The sequence below is a fragment of the Sphingobium sp. WCS2017Hpa-17 genome (assembly GCF_031843765.1).
In the GTDB taxonomy this organism is placed as follows: Bacteria; Pseudomonadota; Alphaproteobacteria; order Sphingomonadales; family Sphingomonadaceae; genus Sphingobium.
In genome coordinates, this window is record NZ_JAVTIV010000004.1 from 1 (window position 1) to 16,814 (window position 16,814).

Annotated in this window: 14 protein-coding genes and 2 pseudogenes; 6 read left to right on the forward strand and 10 right to left on the reverse strand. The window is 63.4% G+C overall.

The window, feature by feature from the left end; translation table 11 throughout:
• The 3 genes and pseudogenes from RQH62_RS08715 to RQH62_RS08725 all read right to left on the reverse strand — a co-directional run.
• Nucleotides 1–412, reverse strand: a pseudogene (locus RQH62_RS08715) (electron transfer flavoprotein subunit beta/FixA family protein); the annotation flags it as partial.
• Nucleotides 413–509: 97 nt separating this feature from the next.
• Nucleotides 510–1,709, reverse strand: coding sequence for an ADP-forming succinate--CoA ligase subunit beta (sucC, locus tag RQH62_RS08720; protein ID WP_311268378.1), 1,200 nt, complete (start codon nucleotides 1,707–1,709; stop codon nucleotides 510–512).
• Between the two features lie 147 nt (nucleotides 1,710–1,856).
• Nucleotides 1,857–2,178, reverse strand: a pseudogene (locus RQH62_RS08725) (hypothetical protein).
• Between the two features lie 70 nt (nucleotides 2,179–2,248).
• On the opposite strand from RQH62_RS08725, the gene RQH62_RS08730 reads away from it, so the two are divergent.
• The gene (locus tag RQH62_RS08730; protein WP_311268379.1) at nucleotides 2,249–2,647 is read left to right on the forward strand and encodes a low affinity iron permease family protein; all 399 of its coding nucleotides are present in this window, start codon (nucleotides 2,249–2,251) and stop codon (nucleotides 2,645–2,647) included.
• 9 nt (nucleotides 2,648–2,656) lie between these two features.
• On the opposite strand, the gene RQH62_RS08735 is transcribed toward RQH62_RS08730, so the two are convergent.
• Together RQH62_RS08735 and nhaA are read right to left on the reverse strand one after the other, a co-directional pair.
• Nucleotides 2,657–2,830 (reverse strand): hypothetical protein, encoded by a 174-nt coding sequence (locus RQH62_RS08735; RefSeq protein ID WP_311268380.1) that lies wholly within the window; start codon nucleotides 2,828–2,830, stop codon nucleotides 2,657–2,659.
• Nucleotides 2,831–2,947: 117 nt separating this feature from the next.
• Nucleotides 2,948–4,156: a Na+/H+ antiporter NhaA gene (gene nhaA / locus RQH62_RS08740; protein WP_311268381.1), complete on the reverse strand. Its 1,209-nt coding sequence runs from the start codon at nucleotides 4,154–4,156 to the stop codon at nucleotides 2,948–2,950.
• Between the two features lie 161 nt (nucleotides 4,157–4,317).
• On the opposite strand from nhaA, the gene RQH62_RS08745 reads away from it, so the two are divergent.
• The 5 genes from RQH62_RS08745 to RQH62_RS08765 all read left to right on the forward strand — a co-directional run bounded on the left by RQH62_RS08745 (nucleotide 4,318) and on the right by RQH62_RS08765 (nucleotide 9,916).
• Nucleotides 4,318–5,706: a glycosyl transferase family protein gene (locus tag RQH62_RS08745; protein ID WP_311268588.1), complete on the forward strand. Its 1,389-nt coding sequence runs from the start codon at nucleotides 4,318–4,320 to the stop codon at nucleotides 5,704–5,706.
• A gap of 293 nt (nucleotides 5,707–5,999) precedes the next feature.
• Nucleotides 6,000–6,776 (forward strand): hypothetical protein, encoded by a 777-nt coding sequence (locus RQH62_RS08750; protein WP_311268382.1) that lies wholly within the window; start codon nucleotides 6,000–6,002, stop codon nucleotides 6,774–6,776.
• A gap of 57 nt (nucleotides 6,777–6,833) precedes the next feature.
• Nucleotides 6,834–7,748, forward strand: coding sequence for a sulfite exporter TauE/SafE family protein (locus RQH62_RS08755; protein WP_311268383.1), 915 nt, complete (start codon nucleotides 6,834–6,836; stop codon nucleotides 7,746–7,748).
• Nucleotides 7,748–8,509: a TIGR02186 family protein gene (locus RQH62_RS08760; RefSeq protein WP_311268384.1), complete on the forward strand. Its 762-nt coding sequence runs from the start codon at nucleotides 7,748–7,750 to the stop codon at nucleotides 8,507–8,509. The genes RQH62_RS08755 and RQH62_RS08760 overlap by 1 nt, the downstream gene beginning before the upstream one ends.
• Before the next feature lie 84 nt (nucleotides 8,510–8,593).
• Nucleotides 8,594–9,916, forward strand: coding sequence for a DUF3422 domain-containing protein (locus RQH62_RS08765; RefSeq protein WP_311268385.1), 1,323 nt, complete (start codon nucleotides 8,594–8,596; stop codon nucleotides 9,914–9,916).
• A 3-nt stretch (nucleotides 9,917–9,919) separates the two neighbouring features.
• On the opposite strand, the gene RQH62_RS08770 is transcribed toward RQH62_RS08765, so the two are convergent.
• Genes RQH62_RS08770 through RQH62_RS08790 form a run of 5 tightly spaced genes read right to left on the reverse strand, consistent with a single transcriptional unit; the run spans nucleotide 9,920 to nucleotide 16,813 of the window.
• Entirely contained in the window at nucleotides 9,920–13,246 is a 3,327-nt protein-coding gene (locus RQH62_RS08770; RefSeq protein WP_311268386.1) for a glycosyl hydrolase, read from the reverse strand.
• Between the two features lie 20 nt (nucleotides 13,247–13,266).
• Nucleotides 13,267–13,707 carry a hypothetical protein gene (locus tag RQH62_RS08775; RefSeq protein ID WP_311268387.1) on the reverse strand — a complete coding sequence of 147 codons (441 nt, stop codon included), beginning with the start codon at nucleotides 13,705–13,707 and terminating at the stop codon, nucleotides 13,267–13,269.
• A complete protein-coding gene (locus RQH62_RS08780; protein WP_311268388.1) occupies nucleotides 13,704–14,612 on the reverse strand; it encodes an alpha/beta hydrolase in 909 nt (302 codons plus the stop codon). Before RQH62_RS08780 ends, RQH62_RS08775 begins: the two co-directional genes overlap by 4 nt.
• Before the next feature lie 13 nt (nucleotides 14,613–14,625).
• Complete coding sequence (locus tag RQH62_RS08785; RefSeq protein WP_311268389.1) at nucleotides 14,626–15,930, reverse strand: family 1 glycosylhydrolase; 1,305 nt, start codon at nucleotides 15,928–15,930, stop codon at nucleotides 14,626–14,628.
• 28 nt (nucleotides 15,931–15,958) lie between these two features.
• Complete coding sequence (locus tag RQH62_RS08790) at nucleotides 15,959–16,813, reverse strand: alpha/beta hydrolase (RefSeq protein WP_311268390.1); 855 nt, start codon at nucleotides 16,811–16,813, stop codon at nucleotides 15,959–15,961.
• Between the last annotated feature and the right edge of the window lies 1 nt (nucleotide 16,814).

Here is a 16,814-nt window from a genome sequence, read left to right on the forward strand (position 1 = left end):
GGGCTGCCAGCATCTGGCCCGTCTGGTTGCTGTCGTCGTCGATCGCCTGCTTGCCCAGGATGATCAGGCCAGCGCCTTCCTCTTCCTGCACCTTGGCGAGCAGCTTGGCCACGCCCAGCGGTTCGACCTCAGAGCCAACATCATCTGGGGTCTGGATCAGGATCGCTCGGTCGGCACCCATGGCAAGCGCGGTCCGCAGCGTTTCCTGCGCCTTCGCCACGCCGATCGACACCGCCACAACCTCGGTCGCCACGCCCTTTTCCTTCAGGCGGATCGCTTCCTCGATCGCAATCTCGTCGAACGGGTTCATGCTCATCTTGACGTTCGCCAGGTCCACACCCGTCCCGTCCGCCTTCACGCGCGGCTTCACATTATAATCTATAACCCGCTTTACGGGCACAAGGATCTTCATATTCAACATCCTCCATTATAAACGCCAATACGGGCACGGGCGGACCGTTCCCGGTCCCCCCGCACCCTTTGGTGTATCGTTCAGGTTCGGTGGCGGATCAGGCCGCCTTCCTCACTTCCGCCACGATCTTCTTGGCCGCGTCGCCCAGATCGTCCGCCGGGACGATCGGAAGACCCGAATTGGCCAATATGTCCTTGCCCTGCTGGACGTTGGTGCCTTCCAGACGGACGACCAGCGGAACCGACAGGTTCACTTCCTTGGCAGCGGCGACGATGCCATTGGCAATGATGTCGCACTTCATGATGCCACCGAAGATGTTGACCAGAATGCCCTTCACCGCCGGATCCTTCAGGATGATCTTGAAGGCAGCCGTCACCTTTTCGGTGGTGGCGCCGCCACCTACGTCCAGGAAGTTGGCAGGGAATTCGCCGTTCAGCTTGATGATATCCATCGTCGCCATAGCCAGGCCAGCGCCGTTCACCATGCAACCGATGTTACCGTCCAGCTTGATGTAGGCGAGGTCGTACTTCGACGCTTCGACTTCGGCCGCATCTTCTTCGGTCAGGTCGCGCAGTTCGGCGATGTCCTTGTGACGGAACATGGCGTTACCGTCGAAACCGACCTTCGCGTCCAGAACCAGCAGGTTGCCCTGCTCGGTCAGCGCCAGCGGATTGACTTCGATCTGCTCGGCGTCGGTGTCGAGGAACGCGGCATAGAGCGACGCAGCAACCTTCGAAGCCTGCTTGGCGAGGTCACCGGTCAGGCCCAGCGCGTTGGCAACGGCACGGCCATGGTGCGGCTGGAAGCCCGAAGCGGGATCGACCGAGAAGCTGTGGATCTTTTCCGGGGTCGAATGCGCAACCTCTTCAATGTCCATGCCGCCTTCGGTCGACACGACGAAAGCGATGCGGCTGGTGGCGCGATCGACCAGCAGCGCCAAATAGAATTCCTTGGCGATGTCGGCGCCGTCGGTGATGTACAGGCGGTTGACCTGCTTGCCCGCATCACCGGTCTGGATGGTGACCAGCGTGTTGCCCAGCATGTCGGCCGAATGGGCCTTCACTTCGTCCAGGTTGAAGGCAAGGCGCACGCCGCCCTTGGCTTCGGGGGCCAGTTCCTTGAACTTGCCCTTACCGCGGCCACCGGCATGGATCTGCGACTTCACGACATAAAGCGGCCCGGGCAGCTTCTTGGCGGCTTCGACGGCTTCTTCGACGGTGAAGGCGGCGTAACCGGCAGCGATCGGCGCGCCATATTTCGCCAGCAATTCCTTGGCCTGATATTCGTGAATGTTCATGGGGCGTGCCCTTTCGCTGAAATCTGATGTCAGCGGCTAAGCACAGGCAAAAGCGAGGCGCCAGAAAATTTCGCAAAATGACTTTGCAAAATTGCAAAGTCTGTAAAGCCCATCATCCTGTTTCCTGCCCCGTTCAGGCGAGCAGGGTCAAAAAGCGCAGGCCAGGGCAGAACGGCTGGTGACCGCGAAAATCTCCGGATCCTGCAAGGCACGGACCTTGTGCAGCAATTGGTCGACGCTCAACTTGCCGCTGTGAGATTTGCGGAGCGATGCAAGCGACTGGAGCTTTCGCAACTGCATCAGGCTCAGCCGATCAGCCATCCTTTGCGCCATGCAACCGGCCATGCGCGGCGACATCCCGGCCTCCTCAAGCCCGGACCGCAGCCGTGATTCGGGGCGAGAGGGACGTGCAGGCGGGAAGGACAAGCAGGGCAGCAGCCAAAGCGGCGCGGAAGGGAGAGGATCGCATCGCCCCGTCCATGGCCTTTTCCGGCTGAACAAGGGATAAATGGCGCAACTGCATAAAGGAAGAATCGCATATGGATCGGATTTTCGCGGCCCTGTCGCACCGCGTCGCCAGTTGGGCGGGGCAGCCCAGCGCCTTCGTCCTGGCCCTTATTACCGTCATCCTCTGGCTGGTGACCGGCCCGCTCTTCCATTATTCCGACACATGGCAACTGGTCATCAATACCGGCACCACCATCGTCACCTTCCTGATGGTGTTCCTGATTCAGAATGCGCAGAATCGCGACGGTTCCGCCATTCAGGCAAAGCTGGACGAACTGATACGCGCCGTGGATGCGGCCCGGAACGATTTCATCGGCATCGAACATCTGACCGAAGCGGAGCTTCAGCGCATCAAGGCCGTATTGGAACGCGAATGCGGTGACGACGAAAATCATCGCCTGGCGATAGAAAGACTGATCGAGCGACGTTGACCCTGGCGGTCAATGCGCCCGAATTATCAGCCGCTCATTTTCACGACGATGCGCATCAATCCGGTCGGTATAACTCTGCGCCAAATTTTCGTAGGCATCACGCCCTTGCTGGGACCGCGAACTTTGCGCCCGCATCAACGACATTTGCTGGCGATGCAGCAGATAATTGACATCCATCTCCATGGTCGCCCTCCTCCCGTACAGTGGAATGTAGAGATTGGTCGATTGGCTGATACCGCGTTAGACTCGCAACATCAGCACACGGAGATTAGCACTTTCACGGCCCCTTGGCGAACCCGCTTATCGCGTCCCCAAGGCGCCCGGACCCGCTATCCAGCGCAACACGACATAGCCCGACAAAGCCGACAGCAGCGACCCCAGCAATATACCGCCCTTGGCCTCCTCCACCAGCATCGCATCACCGGGAAAGGCCAGGGCCCCGATGAACAGGCTCATGGTAAAACCGATGCCGCACAGCATCGCCATGCCATAGACCTGCCCCCAGCTTGCGCCGGCCGGCCGCTCTGCGACGCCCAGTCGCACCGCCCCCCAGACGGCGCCGAAAATGCCGACCTGCTTGCCAAGAAAAAGACCCAGCGCCACGCCAAGCGACAAAGGAGACAAAAGCGAAGCCAAGGCATCGCCGCCCAGACTTAGTCCGGCATTGGCAAAGCCGAACAGCGGCACGATCAAATACGCGCTCAAGGGATGAATGGCATGTTCCAACCGGTGGAGCGGGCTGTTCAAAGCGTCGGGTGCGCCCGGCAAGCGCCGTAACGGAACTGTCATCGCCGCCAGCACGCCCGCGACGGTCGCATGCACGCCCGACAACAGGATCAGGAACCACAATAGCAGGAATCCCAGAAGATAGGGCCACAGCACCTGCACTCCGGCGCGGTTGAAAACGACCATCAAAGCCAGCACGCCAACCGCTCCGCCCAGCGCCGCCAGATCCAGGCCATGGCTGTAGAAAAGGGCGATGATCGTGACCGCCCCCATGTCGTCCACGATGGCGACGGCCGTCAGGAACAGTTTCAGCGACGCAGGTGCCCGGCTTCCCAGAAGAGCCAGCACGCCGATCGCAAAGGCGATGTCAGTCGCAGCGGGAATGGCCCACCCTGCGCCAAACGCCGGATACCCGGTCGTGACCAGCATATAGACCAGCGCCGGCATCGCCATGCCCGCCCCGGCCGCTACTATGGGCAGCCGTCGCTTGCTCCAGCTGGACAGGCCGCCATCCAGAAACTCACGCTTGATCTCCAGCCCTACCAGAAGGAAGAAGATCGTCATCAGCCCGTCATTGATCCACAGATGCGGGGTCATCGGCCCGATGCGTGCTGACAGGATCGGTCCAAGCGGCGCGTGCAGCGCGGCATGATAGATATGTCCTGCCGCACCGGGCAGATTGGCCAGCAGGATCGCCAGCGCGGCGGCGATCATCAACAGGACTGCACCGCCGGTTTCGCCAGCAAGGAAAGCCCGCAGCACGGACGGACGTGGTCGATTCATGCTTTTTCCATTTCGTATCTTCGCCCGTCGGACAGACTATTCCGGCAATTCATCCCCCTTCCCAAGAATTTCTACAAAAAACATGCAAAAGGCTTGGAACATGGCGACGCAAATGCCATCCTCTTCCCCAAAGGGGGATAGGGGGTCAAGTCTTGGGGGACATGTTGACCGTGGGGCTGTTGGCCCTGCATCGCGAAATCCTGCTCTTCGCCGTGGTCGGATTGGCGATCGGCGGACTGGACGATCTACTGGTCGACCTGCTCTTCCTGCTCCGCCGATGCTGGCGCAACATGACCATCTATGCGCGTCACCCGCGCATGACCACCGCTACATTGCCTCCTTCTTCCAACCCCGGTTGCATCGCAATCTTCATCCCGGCCTGGCAGGAAGCCGATGTCATCGGTTCGATGCTCCGCCATGCACTTGCCAGCTGGCCGAACGACGATTTCCGGCTCTTTGTCGGCGTCTACCCCAATGATCCCGCCACATTGGATGTCGTCATACCGATTGCGACGGGCGAACCGCGGATCATCGTAGGGATTAATCCGCGTCCTGGCCCGACGACGAAAGCAGACTGCCTCAACATCCTGTGGCGTGCCATGCTGGATCTGGAAGAGCGCAGTGGCCGGTGCTTCAAGGCCGTCCTCCTGCACGATGCCGAAGACGTGGTGCATCCTGACGAGATCCGCCTGTTCGACTTCATGATCGACCGCTTCGACCTCGTTCAGTTGCCCGTCCTACCTTTGCCGGGGCGTGGCAGTTGGTTGGCGCGCGCCATCGCCAATCATTATGGCGACGAATTTGCCGAGAATCACGGTAAAGCTCTCACCGTGCGGGAAGCGATGGGTGCATCCATCCCCTCCGCCGGCGTGGCCTGCGCTTTTGAACGCAGGATACTCGGTCAGCTGGCCGACCCCGTCCATGGCGGCCCATTCGATCCGTCGTCGCTGACCGAGGATTATGAAGCCGGCCTGCGGATCGCGCATATGGGCGGGCGCGGAGTATTCGTGCGGATGCGCGACCGGACCGGCGCGCTGGTGGCAACACGCGAATATTTTCCTGACAGCGTTAAGGCTGCCGTCAAACAGAAAGCCCGCTGGATAGTGGGTATCTCTCTAGCGGGATGGGATCGAATGGGCTGGCATGGCGGCCCGGCCGAATGGTGGATGCGCATCCGCGACCGCCGCGCCACCCTGGCTGCCCTCGTCCTGTTCGCATCCTATGCAGCGTTCTTAATGTGGGGCCTGTTTGCCGCCATCAGGCTTTTCACGCCGCTGGATCAGCCGCCATTCCCGCCACTGATCGAAGCCCTGCTCTGGCTCAACCTCGGGCTACTGATCTGGCGGACGGCGATGCGCGCTGCTTTTGTCGGCCATGCTTATGGTTGGCGCTATGGCCTGATGGCTGTCCCTCGCACCCTGATCGCCAATTACATCGCCATATTGGCGGCGCGTCGGGCGATATTCCTCTATGTTCGCTCGTTGCTGGGCAAGCCGCTCACCTGGGACAAGACCCAACATAGCTTCCCCGATCTGAAGACCGAACAATGACCCGCAGCGCAAGCGGACGTCCCTTGCGTTTCTTCATCACTTTGCTGGCAGGCTGGGTCGTCCTTCGCCTCATCGGTCCCGACATGACAATGCCCCTGCGACCGCCCATTTTACTATCCTCATCGCCATCCCCTGTCCTGACGCCCCTCAGCCTTCTCGACGCCAGCGTGATGAGGGCCATCCCGACGCCTAACTCCATTGCGATGTCGGTACATCACGACGGTCGGCTACGACTGCCACAGACCCGTCGACTACATCGGTCGTCCAGCCCTCCCCCAAGGCCAAAATATGGCATGCCGCTCAGCCTCATGAACTTCATCGAAGCGTCCGCCGACTTCGCCGATCACGACGCGATCAACCCGATTCATGTCAGCGGCCTTCATGCTCCAATGGCAAGCACGCCCCCCTTGCTGGCGGCTCGGTCGACGAAAGACCGATGGCATGCGGGTGCCTGGATTCTATGGCGCCCCGGCAGCAGCCTGGACAATCCGGCCGTTCCGACGGGCCAACTCGGTGGGTCGCAGGCCGGCGTCCGACTGGACTATGACCTCCGACCCCATGCCGAGAGCAGGATGACGGCCTATGGCCGCCTCACCACCGCGCTCCAACGCCCGGCCGCTCCGGAGGCAGCGGTCGGCCTGTCGATCCAGCCGGTTCGCGCCATCCCCATCACCCTGGCGGCTGAGCGTCGCATCGCCCTGGGTACCGGCGGACGCAACGCCAATGCCGTGATGGCCGTGGGCGGCTTCGGCCCGACACCGATCACACCGTCGGTCATGGCGGAAGCCTATGCCCAGACGGGCGTCGTCGGCTTTCGCCAGCGGGAGGCCTTCATCGACGGCAAATTCTCGCTGACGACTCCGCTGTTCGGCACGCCCCTCCGTCTTGGTGCAGCCCTGTCCGGCGGTGCCCAGCCCGGCGTCAGCCGTTTGGATATCGGCCCGCAGCTACAGATTCGCCTGCCTCTACCACAGACCAACGCGCGCCTCTCGGTCGAATGGAGGGAGCGTATAGCCGGATATGCCCGGCCCGGATCGGGCCTTGCCATCACCCTGGCAGCGGATTTTTGATCTGACTGCGCCATCGCGCCTTTATATCGTCGCTGGTTGGCGGTAACCCGAACCGGCATGGACCTTTACCTGCCTATAGCCAATCTGTCGGTCAACGCGCTTGTCATCATCGGCCTTGGCGGCGTCGTCGGCCTATTATCCGGCATGTTCGGCGTGGGCGGCGGCTTTCTGACCACGCCGCTGCTGATCTTCTATGGCATTCCCCCGACCGTCGCCGCCGCCTCCGCCGCGTCGCAGGTCACCGGGGCCAGCGTGTCCGGCGTCTTTACCCATATGTCGCGCGGCACGGTGGATTTCCGCATGGGCGGCGTTCTGATCGCCGGCGGTGTAATGGGCGCCGGCATGGGTGTTTTCATCTTCCGCCTGCTGCAATATCTGGGGCAAATCGATACCGTCATCGGCATTCTCTATGTACTGATGCTGGGCGGCATCGGTGGGCTGATGGCCAAGGAATCGATTCAGGCGCTGATCGCGCTCAAGACTGGCAAGCGTGCGCCCGCTCGAAAGCGACGGCACCATCCATTGGTCGCCGCCCTGCCGATGCGCTGGCGCTTCTACAGGTCGGGCCTTTATATCTCACCGCTGGCGCCTCTGTTGCTCGGTATGGCCACCGGCATCCTTACCATGTTGCTGGGCGTTGGCGGCGGCTTCATTCTGGTGCCGGCCATGCTCTATCTGCTCGGCATGGCGACCCAGGCGGTGGTCGGCACGTCCCTGTTCCAGATCTTGTTCGTCACCATGGTGACCACGATGATGCACGCCATGACGACCAAGGCGGTGGATCTGGTGCTGGCGCTGCTGTTGCTGATCGGCAGCGTCGTGGGCGCGCAGGTCGGCACCCGCATATCCATGTCGATCCGCCCGGAATATCTGCGCATCCTGCTTGCAGCGATCGTGCTGCTCGTCGCCGGGCGCATGGCATTGGGCCTAGGCTGGCGGCCGGACGAAATCTACACGATCGAGGTTGGCTGATGGCTCGTCGCGCCGCTTTGCTCGCCCTGCCCGTCGCACTGCTGCTGATCGGTGCGGACGAACCGCAACTGGTGCCCGACGTCTCGCAACGCGACATTGAGATCCAATACAGCTTCACCGGCGCGGACCTGCTGCTGTTCGGCGCGATCGTCTATCCGGACGGACGCCGCCCGGACAAGCCGGCCGATATCGTCGTGGTGCTGAAAGGACCGGAACAGTCGATCACCATGCGCGAAAAGCAGAAGGTCGCCGGCATCTGGGTCAATGCCGATACCGCCCGCTTCCGCTCCGCGCCCAGCTTCTACGCCATGGCCTCGTCGCGCCCGATCGACCGGATCGTCGATGAACGCACCGCCGCCATCTACGAACTGGGCGTCGACAAGCTGCAACTCTCCCCCTCGTCGCTGAACGAAAGCGGCGAACTGTCCCGCTTTCAGGAAGGACTGGTCGACCTGCGCGCCCGGTCCGGCCTGTTCGTTGAGCGCCCCGGCACGGTCGAGATTACCGACGGCGTTCTCTACCGTGCCCGCCTGCCCTTGTCGGCGCGCGTTATCGTAGGGGATTATACCGCCGAAACCTTCCTGGTGCAGGACGGTCGTGTCGTCGCTGCGGCGGTGCGCGACATCACCGTGCGCAAGTCCGGCTTCGAACAGTTCATGGCCAGCGCCGCCGAACATTGGTCCTTCGTCTATGGTCTGGTGGCGATCGCCATGGCGGTCGGCATGGGATGGGCCGCCGGCGCCATCGCCCGCCGCATCTGATGCCTCATTCTTTGGATCGGGCCAATTGCAGCACGTCCAAGGGCCATTAGCATAGCGGCAAATAGATCGGGGGATCGAACCACAATGGATGCAGGCACGCAAACCGGCGACGGACCCTTCCAAAATCTGACGCAGCGCAGCCACGCCCTGCGCGCCTCGCTCTCCCGCGAAATGCACGTTCGCAAGATGCCCCGAATGGACACGCCGGCCCGCGCCGTGCAGGTCATGATGATCGTCAACGAACAGCAGGCCCGTGACAGCATCGCCGCGCTCCACAATCTGCTGCCGTTGGACGGCCCCTCCCCAGACAGCGCAGACCGCTTCTTTGCCTGCCGCATCGGCGCGCTCGGCTTTTCCTGGGAACGGCATAGCGAATTCATCACCTACAGTTTCATCGCGGATGGTTATGGCGAACCGTTCGATCTGTCCCCCTTCACACTGGTAGCCCACTGGATCGATCGCCTGCCGGGTGAGATCATCCGATCGACCCAGATCGCCCTGACACAGCAGGAGCCGACAAATATGACGGTCGCGACCTGTTTCATGGCGGACGACCTGACCATTTCCGATGTGGCGCAAGGGCGCGCGCGGGTCTGGGCCGATTTCCGCCTGCATGACAATGGCTTTGGCAGGCTACTCGTCCACGACCGGGGGCTGGAGGGAGCAGAGGCCTCTCTCCTCGTCCAGCGGCTTCAGGAATTGGGCAATTATCGCAAGATCGCGCTGCTGGGCCTGCCCGAAGCGCAACAGGCGACTCCCCTCCTCGCGACGCTGGAGCAACGCCTGACCGATGTCACCACTAGTGTAGCCGAACCGCAGGCAGACGCGGACGCCGTGCTGGAAACCCTGTCCTCGCTCAGCGCCGAGCTGGCCCAGATCGTCGCCCGCACCCGTTACCGCATGAGCGCCACCCACGCCTATGCCGAACTCTGCTTCGACCGCATTCGCCGGCTAGAGGTGGCGCAGGTCCGGGGCTATCGCTCGCTCGATGACTTCACCGAGCGCCGGTTGCTTCCCGCGATGCGCACCTGCGACGCATTCGGGCGGCGGCTGGAGGATCTGTCGCAGCGGATCGCCTGGACCAGCGCCATGCTCCGCACCCGTGTCGATACCGCGCTGGCCCGGCGCAATCGCGATCTGCTCGCGTCCATGGATCGCAGGACCGGGTTACAACTACGGCTGCAACATACGGTCGAAGGCCTGTCAGTCGTGGCGATCAGCTATTATGCGTTGGGCCTGTGGCACCATATCAAGGAAGCGATCGAGCATCAGGGCGCACATCTGCCCGGCTGGATCGACCTGGCCCTGATCCCCGCGATTATCGCCGCCGTGTTCCTGGGGCTGCGCCAGATCAAAAAGGTCAAGCGCCCGCCGCCCTTACGGAACGGCGAGACGCCTGATCATTGAGACTTATTGGGCGAGCAGTTGCACCGGCCCGATCAGGCCCGACGGACGCAGCGGCGCGTCGGGCTTGTAGGTAGGGGCGGCAGTGAAGGTGATCTTGTCTGCGCCGGGTTGCTGATCGCCGATCAGGCGATTGACCCACAAGTTGGCGACCTTGATCTCCAGCGCATTGCTGCCGGACTTCACCAGCTTGCCGACGTCGAGGCGGTAGGGCGCAAACCATGTCGTGCCGGCAGCCTGGCCGTTGACGCGCACCTCTGCGACGTCGCCGATCTTGCCAAGATCGATCCAGAGCGGCGCGCCGGGCTTTACGCCTTTGGGCAGGGTGAAACGGCTGCTGTAGGTCGTTTCGCCGGAGAAATAGCGCACACCAGCATCGGCGTTGCTTTCCAATGGCGTCAGTGTCGGCATCGCGATCTGCGCCGGGGCGCCGCGTCCGGGCTGGAAGCGGACGGTCCAGGGATTGGCGAGCGTGGCGACCGGGCGGGTTACCTTCGCTGCGACGGTAGCGGCGGGCGAAGTCGCGGGGGTGCGGAACAGGATGAAGAAGGCGTCCTCAGCCCCGACGTCGAGCGGGATCACCGTCTCGCCGCCTTCAGTGCGGTAGGAGATGGGGACCGCCGAGCCATCGATTGCGCGCCAGAGTTCGGGCTGCTTGCCGGTGACGCGGAAGCGCGCCTCGATGCGTCCCGCCTTGTCGGTGCGGTTGTTGACGAAATAGAGGTCGCCATCGGCCAGCTTGCGGTGGATGAAGCGATAATCCGCGTCCGCCGCCCCATCGGTGATGCGGAAGTCCGGACCGACGCCGGCATTGGCGAGGGCGGCTTCGGCGTCCTGGCTGGCAATGACCTTGCCCTTGCCGACCGAGCCGCCGTTCCAGAGACGGTCGGCCAGCGCCTTGAAGGCGGCGGCGTCATCCTGAAGGCCGGGCGCGCGCTGGGGCGCGGCGCCGATGACGGTCGCACCGGCCTCCACCAGCGCGGCGATGCGTTGCAGCGTCGCCAGCGTCATCACCCGGCTCGATCCACCAAGATATAGGGCCCGGTAGCGGGCCTTGCCGGCGACCAGTTCGCCCTGATCGACGCTCATGCGGTTGGCGAGGATGTCCGCATTGACGAAGTCATAAGCATAACGGGTCGGCAGGTCGGCCGGCACGCCATGTTCGAACAGCGATGTGATCGGCGCATCCTCACCATAGAAATAGGCGAGGTCGGCATGATCGCGGCCCTGCTGGAGCAGATAGCCGGTGCGGGACATATAATCGACCCAGGGCTTCGCCATGTTCGCCCAGCTTTCATGCCGGTTGAAATATTGGCCGAAGATCATGAGGCTGAGCCCCGGCAGCTTGTCATCGACCGGCTGATGGACCGAGGTGTGAACGATCGGGCGGTTGACGCCCGATACAAACTCCAGGTCGATCACCCGCTTCAGGTCCGATGGCGCAAAGGCCCAAGGCGCAAAGGCCGAGGTCATGCTTTCAGCCGAAACGATATTCTGGCCATAGATATGGGCGACCGAGGCTGCGCCTTTCATATCGCCGATCAGGGTCGGGCGCGGCGCCGCGCCGCGATTGAAGGTCCACATCGCCGCCATCGGCACATCGGCATGGGCGCGCATGGCGAGATCGTCGCCCAGCACCGGGCGGCCATTTTCCAGCGCCTCGCCATAGACGGTCATGCCATTTTCATGCGCGACCTTCGCCACCGTGCCGTAATGAGCGTCGGCGAGGAGATCGGCCAAGGTCTGGCGATAGTCATGGAGGAAGGCGTCGCTGCGGGCGGCCGATCCCACCACCGCGCCGGTCAGCGTGGGCAGGAAGGGTAAGGGATCATAGCCGCGCCGTGCCTTGAATTCGTCCACCATGTGCGGGGTCCAGTTGGATGCGCCGACCTCGATACTGTCGGTCAGCAGGGCACGGATGCCCTTCCTGCCAATCCAGTCCGCGCCCACCGTATCGCGATACATGCCGAGATAGGTTTCGAGATAGCGGCGGACGGCGGCGGCATCATATTTGTCGACTTCAAGGCCGGTGGCTTCAGGCGTGGCGGGATGGTTGGTCTTGCCGGTAAGGGAATAGCCCATGCGCACGATGCGCCAGTCGCTGCCCTTTGGCGCGGTCCAGTCCAGCGTACCGTCCGGGCGCAGGCGGTCGGTGAGATCGACGACCTTTGCCGGATCGATCGCCGGGGCGGACGGCGCGACGCCGTCGCTCAGCCGGTTATAGTCGGGGACGATCGCATAGCCGGCCTTGGCTTCAAATTGATCGATCTTCGCTTCGGTCGAGAGGCGCAGGTCGCCGATGCCTAGCGTCGCGCTGTCCGGGCGGGCAAAGACGTCCATCATGATCGCGCCGGGCGCGCCATCGCCCAGACCAGGCGATTTGGGCGCATCATTGGGCGACAGGACCAGACGGAAACGCCGCGCGGTGACGGGCGCGAAACCGATCGTCGCGGACACTTCGGTCAGGGTGAAGCGGCCGACCGGCTGCCAGCCCTGCGCCGTCTCCGCCTCCAGCGTCGGGCGATAGGCCGGATCGCCGAAGGGCGGACGGGCATGAGGGACGAACAGGCTGGCGGAGCGGATGGTGACGGGCTTGCCATAATCGAGGACCAGCGCGCCGGGGTTGGTGGCGTCGCCCTTGACGACCTGCGCCACGGTTTCGAGGTCATGGTCAAGCAACGGCGCGGCGGTGAGCGCATTGCCGTCGGCTTGCATCACCTTCGGCTGTGGCAGCGGCGTGGCGCTGACCGGATAAGCGAGGACGTGGGCATCGGCATAGAAACCGGGCAGAGCGGCGGTATCGGCACCAGCCGCGAGCGGATCGCTGAACTTCGCGCTCTGGAACGGGCCGGTGACGGCGGGCGGCGCGGGGAGCGCACCCTTCACCCGCTGGCCGCCGCGCAGGTCGGTTTCGCTCCAGACCAGCTTCTTCATCGCATCCTGCGGCTTGACCCATGGACCACCCGTCTCGCTCCAGCCGGGCGACGCGGCGATGGCAAATTCCAACCCCTTTTCGTCGGCCGTCTGCACGGCATGGCGAAACGCGTCCGTCCAGCCGTCAGTCATGTAGATCAGCCGCTCCTTGACGATCTGCGGCGTCATCAGGCTGGCGTCGAAATTCTGGACCCCGCCAATGCCCATTCGCGCCATCCAGTCGAGATCCTTGTCGATCCCGTCCTTGGTGACATTGCCGTTCATCCAGTGCCACCAGACGCGCGGGCGCGCCGACTGGGGTGGATTCCGGAAGCCGCCGGCCAGCTCATCCGCCAGCGCGGGCGCGGCGAGGAGCGTGCAGGCCAGCAGAGCGGACAGGCGAAGGGTGCGGGATGTCATGGTCGGCAATCCTCTGTTTATCAAACAGCGCGAGCGGCGGACAACAACCGCCGCAGCGCTAAGGTGGCGACCAGCGCACCGAGCGCGCCGCCATAGGCAATCTTGATCGTCAGCGCGGTGCCCCAGGCGATAGTCGGAAAGGCGATGCCGCCGATCGAAAAGGCGAGCGCACCGCCCAGAGCGCCACCGGCCAGCGCAAACAGCGCCGCGTGGATCAGGACGGACCCAAGCCCCGGCGCGTTGCCCAGCCGCTTGCGCGCAATCAGCGCCGGGACCAGCGCGCTCATCAAGGCAACGGCGATGCTCTGGGGTATGAAGTCCAGCGCCAGATTGTCTGGCGCTGCCCAGTTCAGGGGACGCGGGGTCATTCCAAAGACGCCGAGGAAGAAAGCAAGGCTCAGCACGCCATTGATGACGATGCTGATCCCCGCTTCCCGCCGGATTGAGACGGGCTGCGTCATTGCCCGACCTTTGCGCTCAGCAGGCCGCGCATCTCCATCCAGGATAGATATTGCAGGAGCAGCCCCATGGTCGTGGTGCCGGGCTTGCCCATGCCGAAACCATGGTCGCCGCGCTCATAGGCGTGGAGTTCGACCGGTACATGGGCGCGCCGCCAGCTTTCGACCAGCGCATAGGAGGGATTGGGAAACAGGCTGTCGTCATTGGCGATCGCGGCGAACATCGGCGGCGCGTCGGCCGGCACCTCCCGCGCGAGCATCGGACCATAGACATAGCCGATGAAGGAGGGGCGGGCGGCCCCCTGCCCTTCCAGCGCCGCGTTGAGCGTCGTCATCGCGCCGGCGGAGAAGCCGATCATACCAACGCGCTGCGGATCGACGCCCCATTTGCCGGCGCCTGCCCGGACCAGCTTGAGCGCGGCCAGTGCGTCAAGCGTGGCGCGTGGTTCCTTGATCGACGGCGGCGCAGCAGGATCGCGAAGGGATTCCGACATGCGCTTGCCCATATAGGCGGAGGCTTCGGCGGTATCGGCCGGGGTCGGGTTCAGCCGATATTTGAGGACGAAGGCGGCCACGCCGTGATCGGCCAGCCAGCGGGCGACGCTCCAACCTTCATGCTCCATCGACAAGAGCATGAAGGCACCACCCGGCGCGACCACAACCGCCGCGCCGGTGGCCTTGGCGGGATCGGGCAGGACGGGGGTAATGGTCGGTACGGTGACATTGCGGACGGCCAGATCATTTCCGAAACGCACCCAGTTTTCGGCCGATCCCTTGGGCGCTTTCATGTCCGGGTAGAGCGGAATGGCATCGGATTCGGCCGGTGCCTGAGCGGGGACCGGAACGGGCATCTGCGCGGCCACCGGGGCGGCGAGCAACAATAGTGCGGTAAGGGCGAGACGCTTCATGGCAGATGCTCCCTTAAAGCGCGTTGCGGCGGGCGATGGCGCCATAGACGGCAGCGCTCGGCTTGGGCGTGCGGACGAAGGTGACGGGATCGACGCTGTGCAGCCCGAATTTAGGCTTGTAGCCGAAAATCCATTCGAAATTGTCGAGCAGCGACCAGTGACAATAGCCCAGCACCGGCACGCCATCGTCCATGGCCGACTTCAGACCGGCCAGCGCTTCAGGAATGAATTTCGCGCGGATCGCATCATCCTCCGTGCCGACGCCATGTTCGGACACCAGGATCGGAACGCTGGTCGCTTCATGGGCGTAACGGACGGCACCCGCGAGCGATCCCGGCCAGACTTCGGTGCCCGACCAGTTGACCGTCGATCCCTTGGGCGCGGGCAGACGGCCCTTGTCGCCCCAGAGCGCGCGCTCGTAATTCTGCACGCCGATGAAATCGTCGCCCTTCGCGATGTCGAGCCACTGACCGTAGAGTTCGCTCCGCATCCGGTCGCGGATGGACGCCTTGCCCACGGCCTGATCGTCCATCATCGCCAGCGAAATGCCGACCGGCAGGTCGGGGCGCACTGCCTTGATCGCGGCCTTGCCCGCCCTGTGCGCGGCCAGCAGTCCCTTCTGCAACGCCGGCAGGTCTTCGACATCGGCGACATTGGCGCTGACGAATTTGGCAACGCCCAACCGCTTGGCCGCCGTTTCGAGCGTCAGCTTCTGAATAGCCCAAACCTGCGGAGGCAACATGGGCTTGAGCAGCAACAGGATATTGGGTTCGTTGAAGGTGATGACGCGATCGATTCCCTGCCCCAGCGCGCGGGTCGCCTTGTCGCAATAGCGAGCGAAGAGCGCAGCGCTTTCCGGGTTGGTCCAGCCGCCCTGCGCGCTGAACCAGCGCGGCGCGGTGAAATGGCTGTAGGTGACGATGGGGGTCAGGCCGCGCGACCGGCAGCCGTCGATCACTGCCTTGTAATGATCAAGCATCGCCTGGGAGAAGAGCCCCTTTTCCGGCTCGATCCGCGCCCATTCGATGCCGAAGCGATAGCAGTTGAGGCCCATCGCCTTCGCGAGATCAAGGTCCGTTTCCCACAGCGCGAAGCTGTTGCAGGCATCGCCCGATGGCTGGCTGAAGACGGTGGGCTGCTGATTCTCCAGAAACCACAGATCGCTGGCGATATTATTGCCCTCGATCTGATGCGGCGCGGTGGCCGTGCCCCAGAGAAAGTCCTTGGGGAAAGCCGGGTCGGCATTTTTGCGCGCGGCAAAGGCGGGGGCAGCCATGGCGGCTGCGCCAGTGGCCAGAAGGGTTCTGCGGTCCAGCATGATATCCGTCTCTCCGATTATGTGATTGTCAGGCAGTGGTTTCGCGCACGAAGGCGCAGATTTCGTCGGACAGCCGTCGGTCGCCGGTGCCCAGATGCATGGCCATGCTGTAATGATTATGGCCCGAATGGATGAAGGCGCGCGGCATCGTGCCATGGCGGGCAAGGCGATCCTGCATCAGGCCGAGAAACTCAGCCTGAAAGCGTGGCGGATCGAATTCGGCGCAGGCCAGCAACAGCGGCAGGCTGGTCGACGCGACCGCCTCCAGTGGCATGCGGTCGGGATAAAGCGCCGGATCGCCATAGTAGAGCGTGTCGCGCTGATCGAGCGGGGTATAGCCATAGAGGCCTGACAGCAGAATGGCGGCGCGAATATCGGCAGCGCCCGCCAGCTTGAGATAGCCGGCGACATGCACGGCCCCGGCCGACGTGCCCATCAGCACGATCCGCTCGGGATCGCCGCCATGCTGCGCGATATTCGCCTTGAGCCAGCCGACGACGGAAGCGACATCTTCCGTCCCGGCGGGCCAGACATGGTCCGGGGCGAGACGATAATTGAGGACGACGCCGACAAATCCTGCCTGCGCCGCCATGCGGCCGACATTGGCATTGGGCCAATCGTTGGTCCCACCCTTGTCGCCTTTCAGGAAACCGCCGCCATGCACGAAGACGATGATCGGCGCGGGGTCGTCATCCTGCGGCCGATAAAGGTCGAGGCAGTGACGTTCATGCGGACCATAAGAAACGTCCCCAGCCGTCACCGGCACCTGCGCCAGCAGCGCCGACTGTTCGGCATCGAACAGCGCACGACATTGACCAAGTACATCCGGACCAAGGCCGGTGCCCAATGCGCTTATGGATTGTCTGACGCCAGCCTGCTGCACG

What these genes read in the sequence shown, in the direction of transcription:
- sucC (WP_311268378.1), bottom strand. Translation starts at nt 1,709, where the DNA reads ATGAACATTCACGAATATCAGGCCAAGGAATTGCTGGCGAAATATGGC.
- RQH62_RS08730 (WP_311268379.1), top strand. Translation starts at nt 2,249, where the DNA reads ATGGATCGGATTTTCGCGGCCCTGTCGCACCGCGTCGCCAGTTGGGCG.
- RQH62_RS08735 (WP_311268380.1), bottom strand. Translation starts at nt 2,830, where the DNA reads ATGGAGATGGATGTCAATTATCTGCTGCATCGCCAGCAAATGTCGTTG.
- nhaA (WP_311268381.1), bottom strand. Translation starts at nt 4,156, where the DNA reads ATGAATCGACCACGTCCGTCCGTGCTGCGGGCTTTCCTTGCTGGCGAA.
- RQH62_RS08745 (WP_311268588.1), top strand. Translation starts at nt 4,318, where the DNA reads ATGTTGACCGTGGGGCTGTTGGCCCTGCATCGCGAAATCCTGCTCTTC.
- RQH62_RS08750 (WP_311268382.1), top strand. Translation starts at nt 6,000, where the DNA reads ATGCCGCTCAGCCTCATGAACTTCATCGAAGCGTCCGCCGACTTCGCC.
- RQH62_RS08755 (WP_311268383.1), top strand. Translation starts at nt 6,834, where the DNA reads ATGGACCTTTACCTGCCTATAGCCAATCTGTCGGTCAACGCGCTTGTC.
- RQH62_RS08760 (WP_311268384.1), top strand. Translation starts at nt 7,748, where the DNA reads ATGGCTCGTCGCGCCGCTTTGCTCGCCCTGCCCGTCGCACTGCTGCTG.
- RQH62_RS08765 (WP_311268385.1), top strand. Translation starts at nt 8,594, where the DNA reads ATGGATGCAGGCACGCAAACCGGCGACGGACCCTTCCAAAATCTGACG.
- RQH62_RS08770 (WP_311268386.1), bottom strand. Translation starts at nt 13,246, where the DNA reads ATGACATCCCGCACCCTTCGCCTGTCCGCTCTGCTGGCCTGCACGCTC.
- RQH62_RS08775 (WP_311268387.1), bottom strand. Translation starts at nt 13,707, where the DNA reads ATGACGCAGCCCGTCTCAATCCGGCGGGAAGCGGGGATCAGCATCGTC.
- RQH62_RS08780 (WP_311268388.1), bottom strand. Translation starts at nt 14,612, where the DNA reads ATGAAGCGTCTCGCCCTTACCGCACTATTGTTGCTCGCCGCCCCGGTG.
- RQH62_RS08785 (WP_311268389.1), bottom strand. Translation starts at nt 15,930, where the DNA reads ATGCTGGACCGCAGAACCCTTCTGGCCACTGGCGCAGCCGCCATGGCT.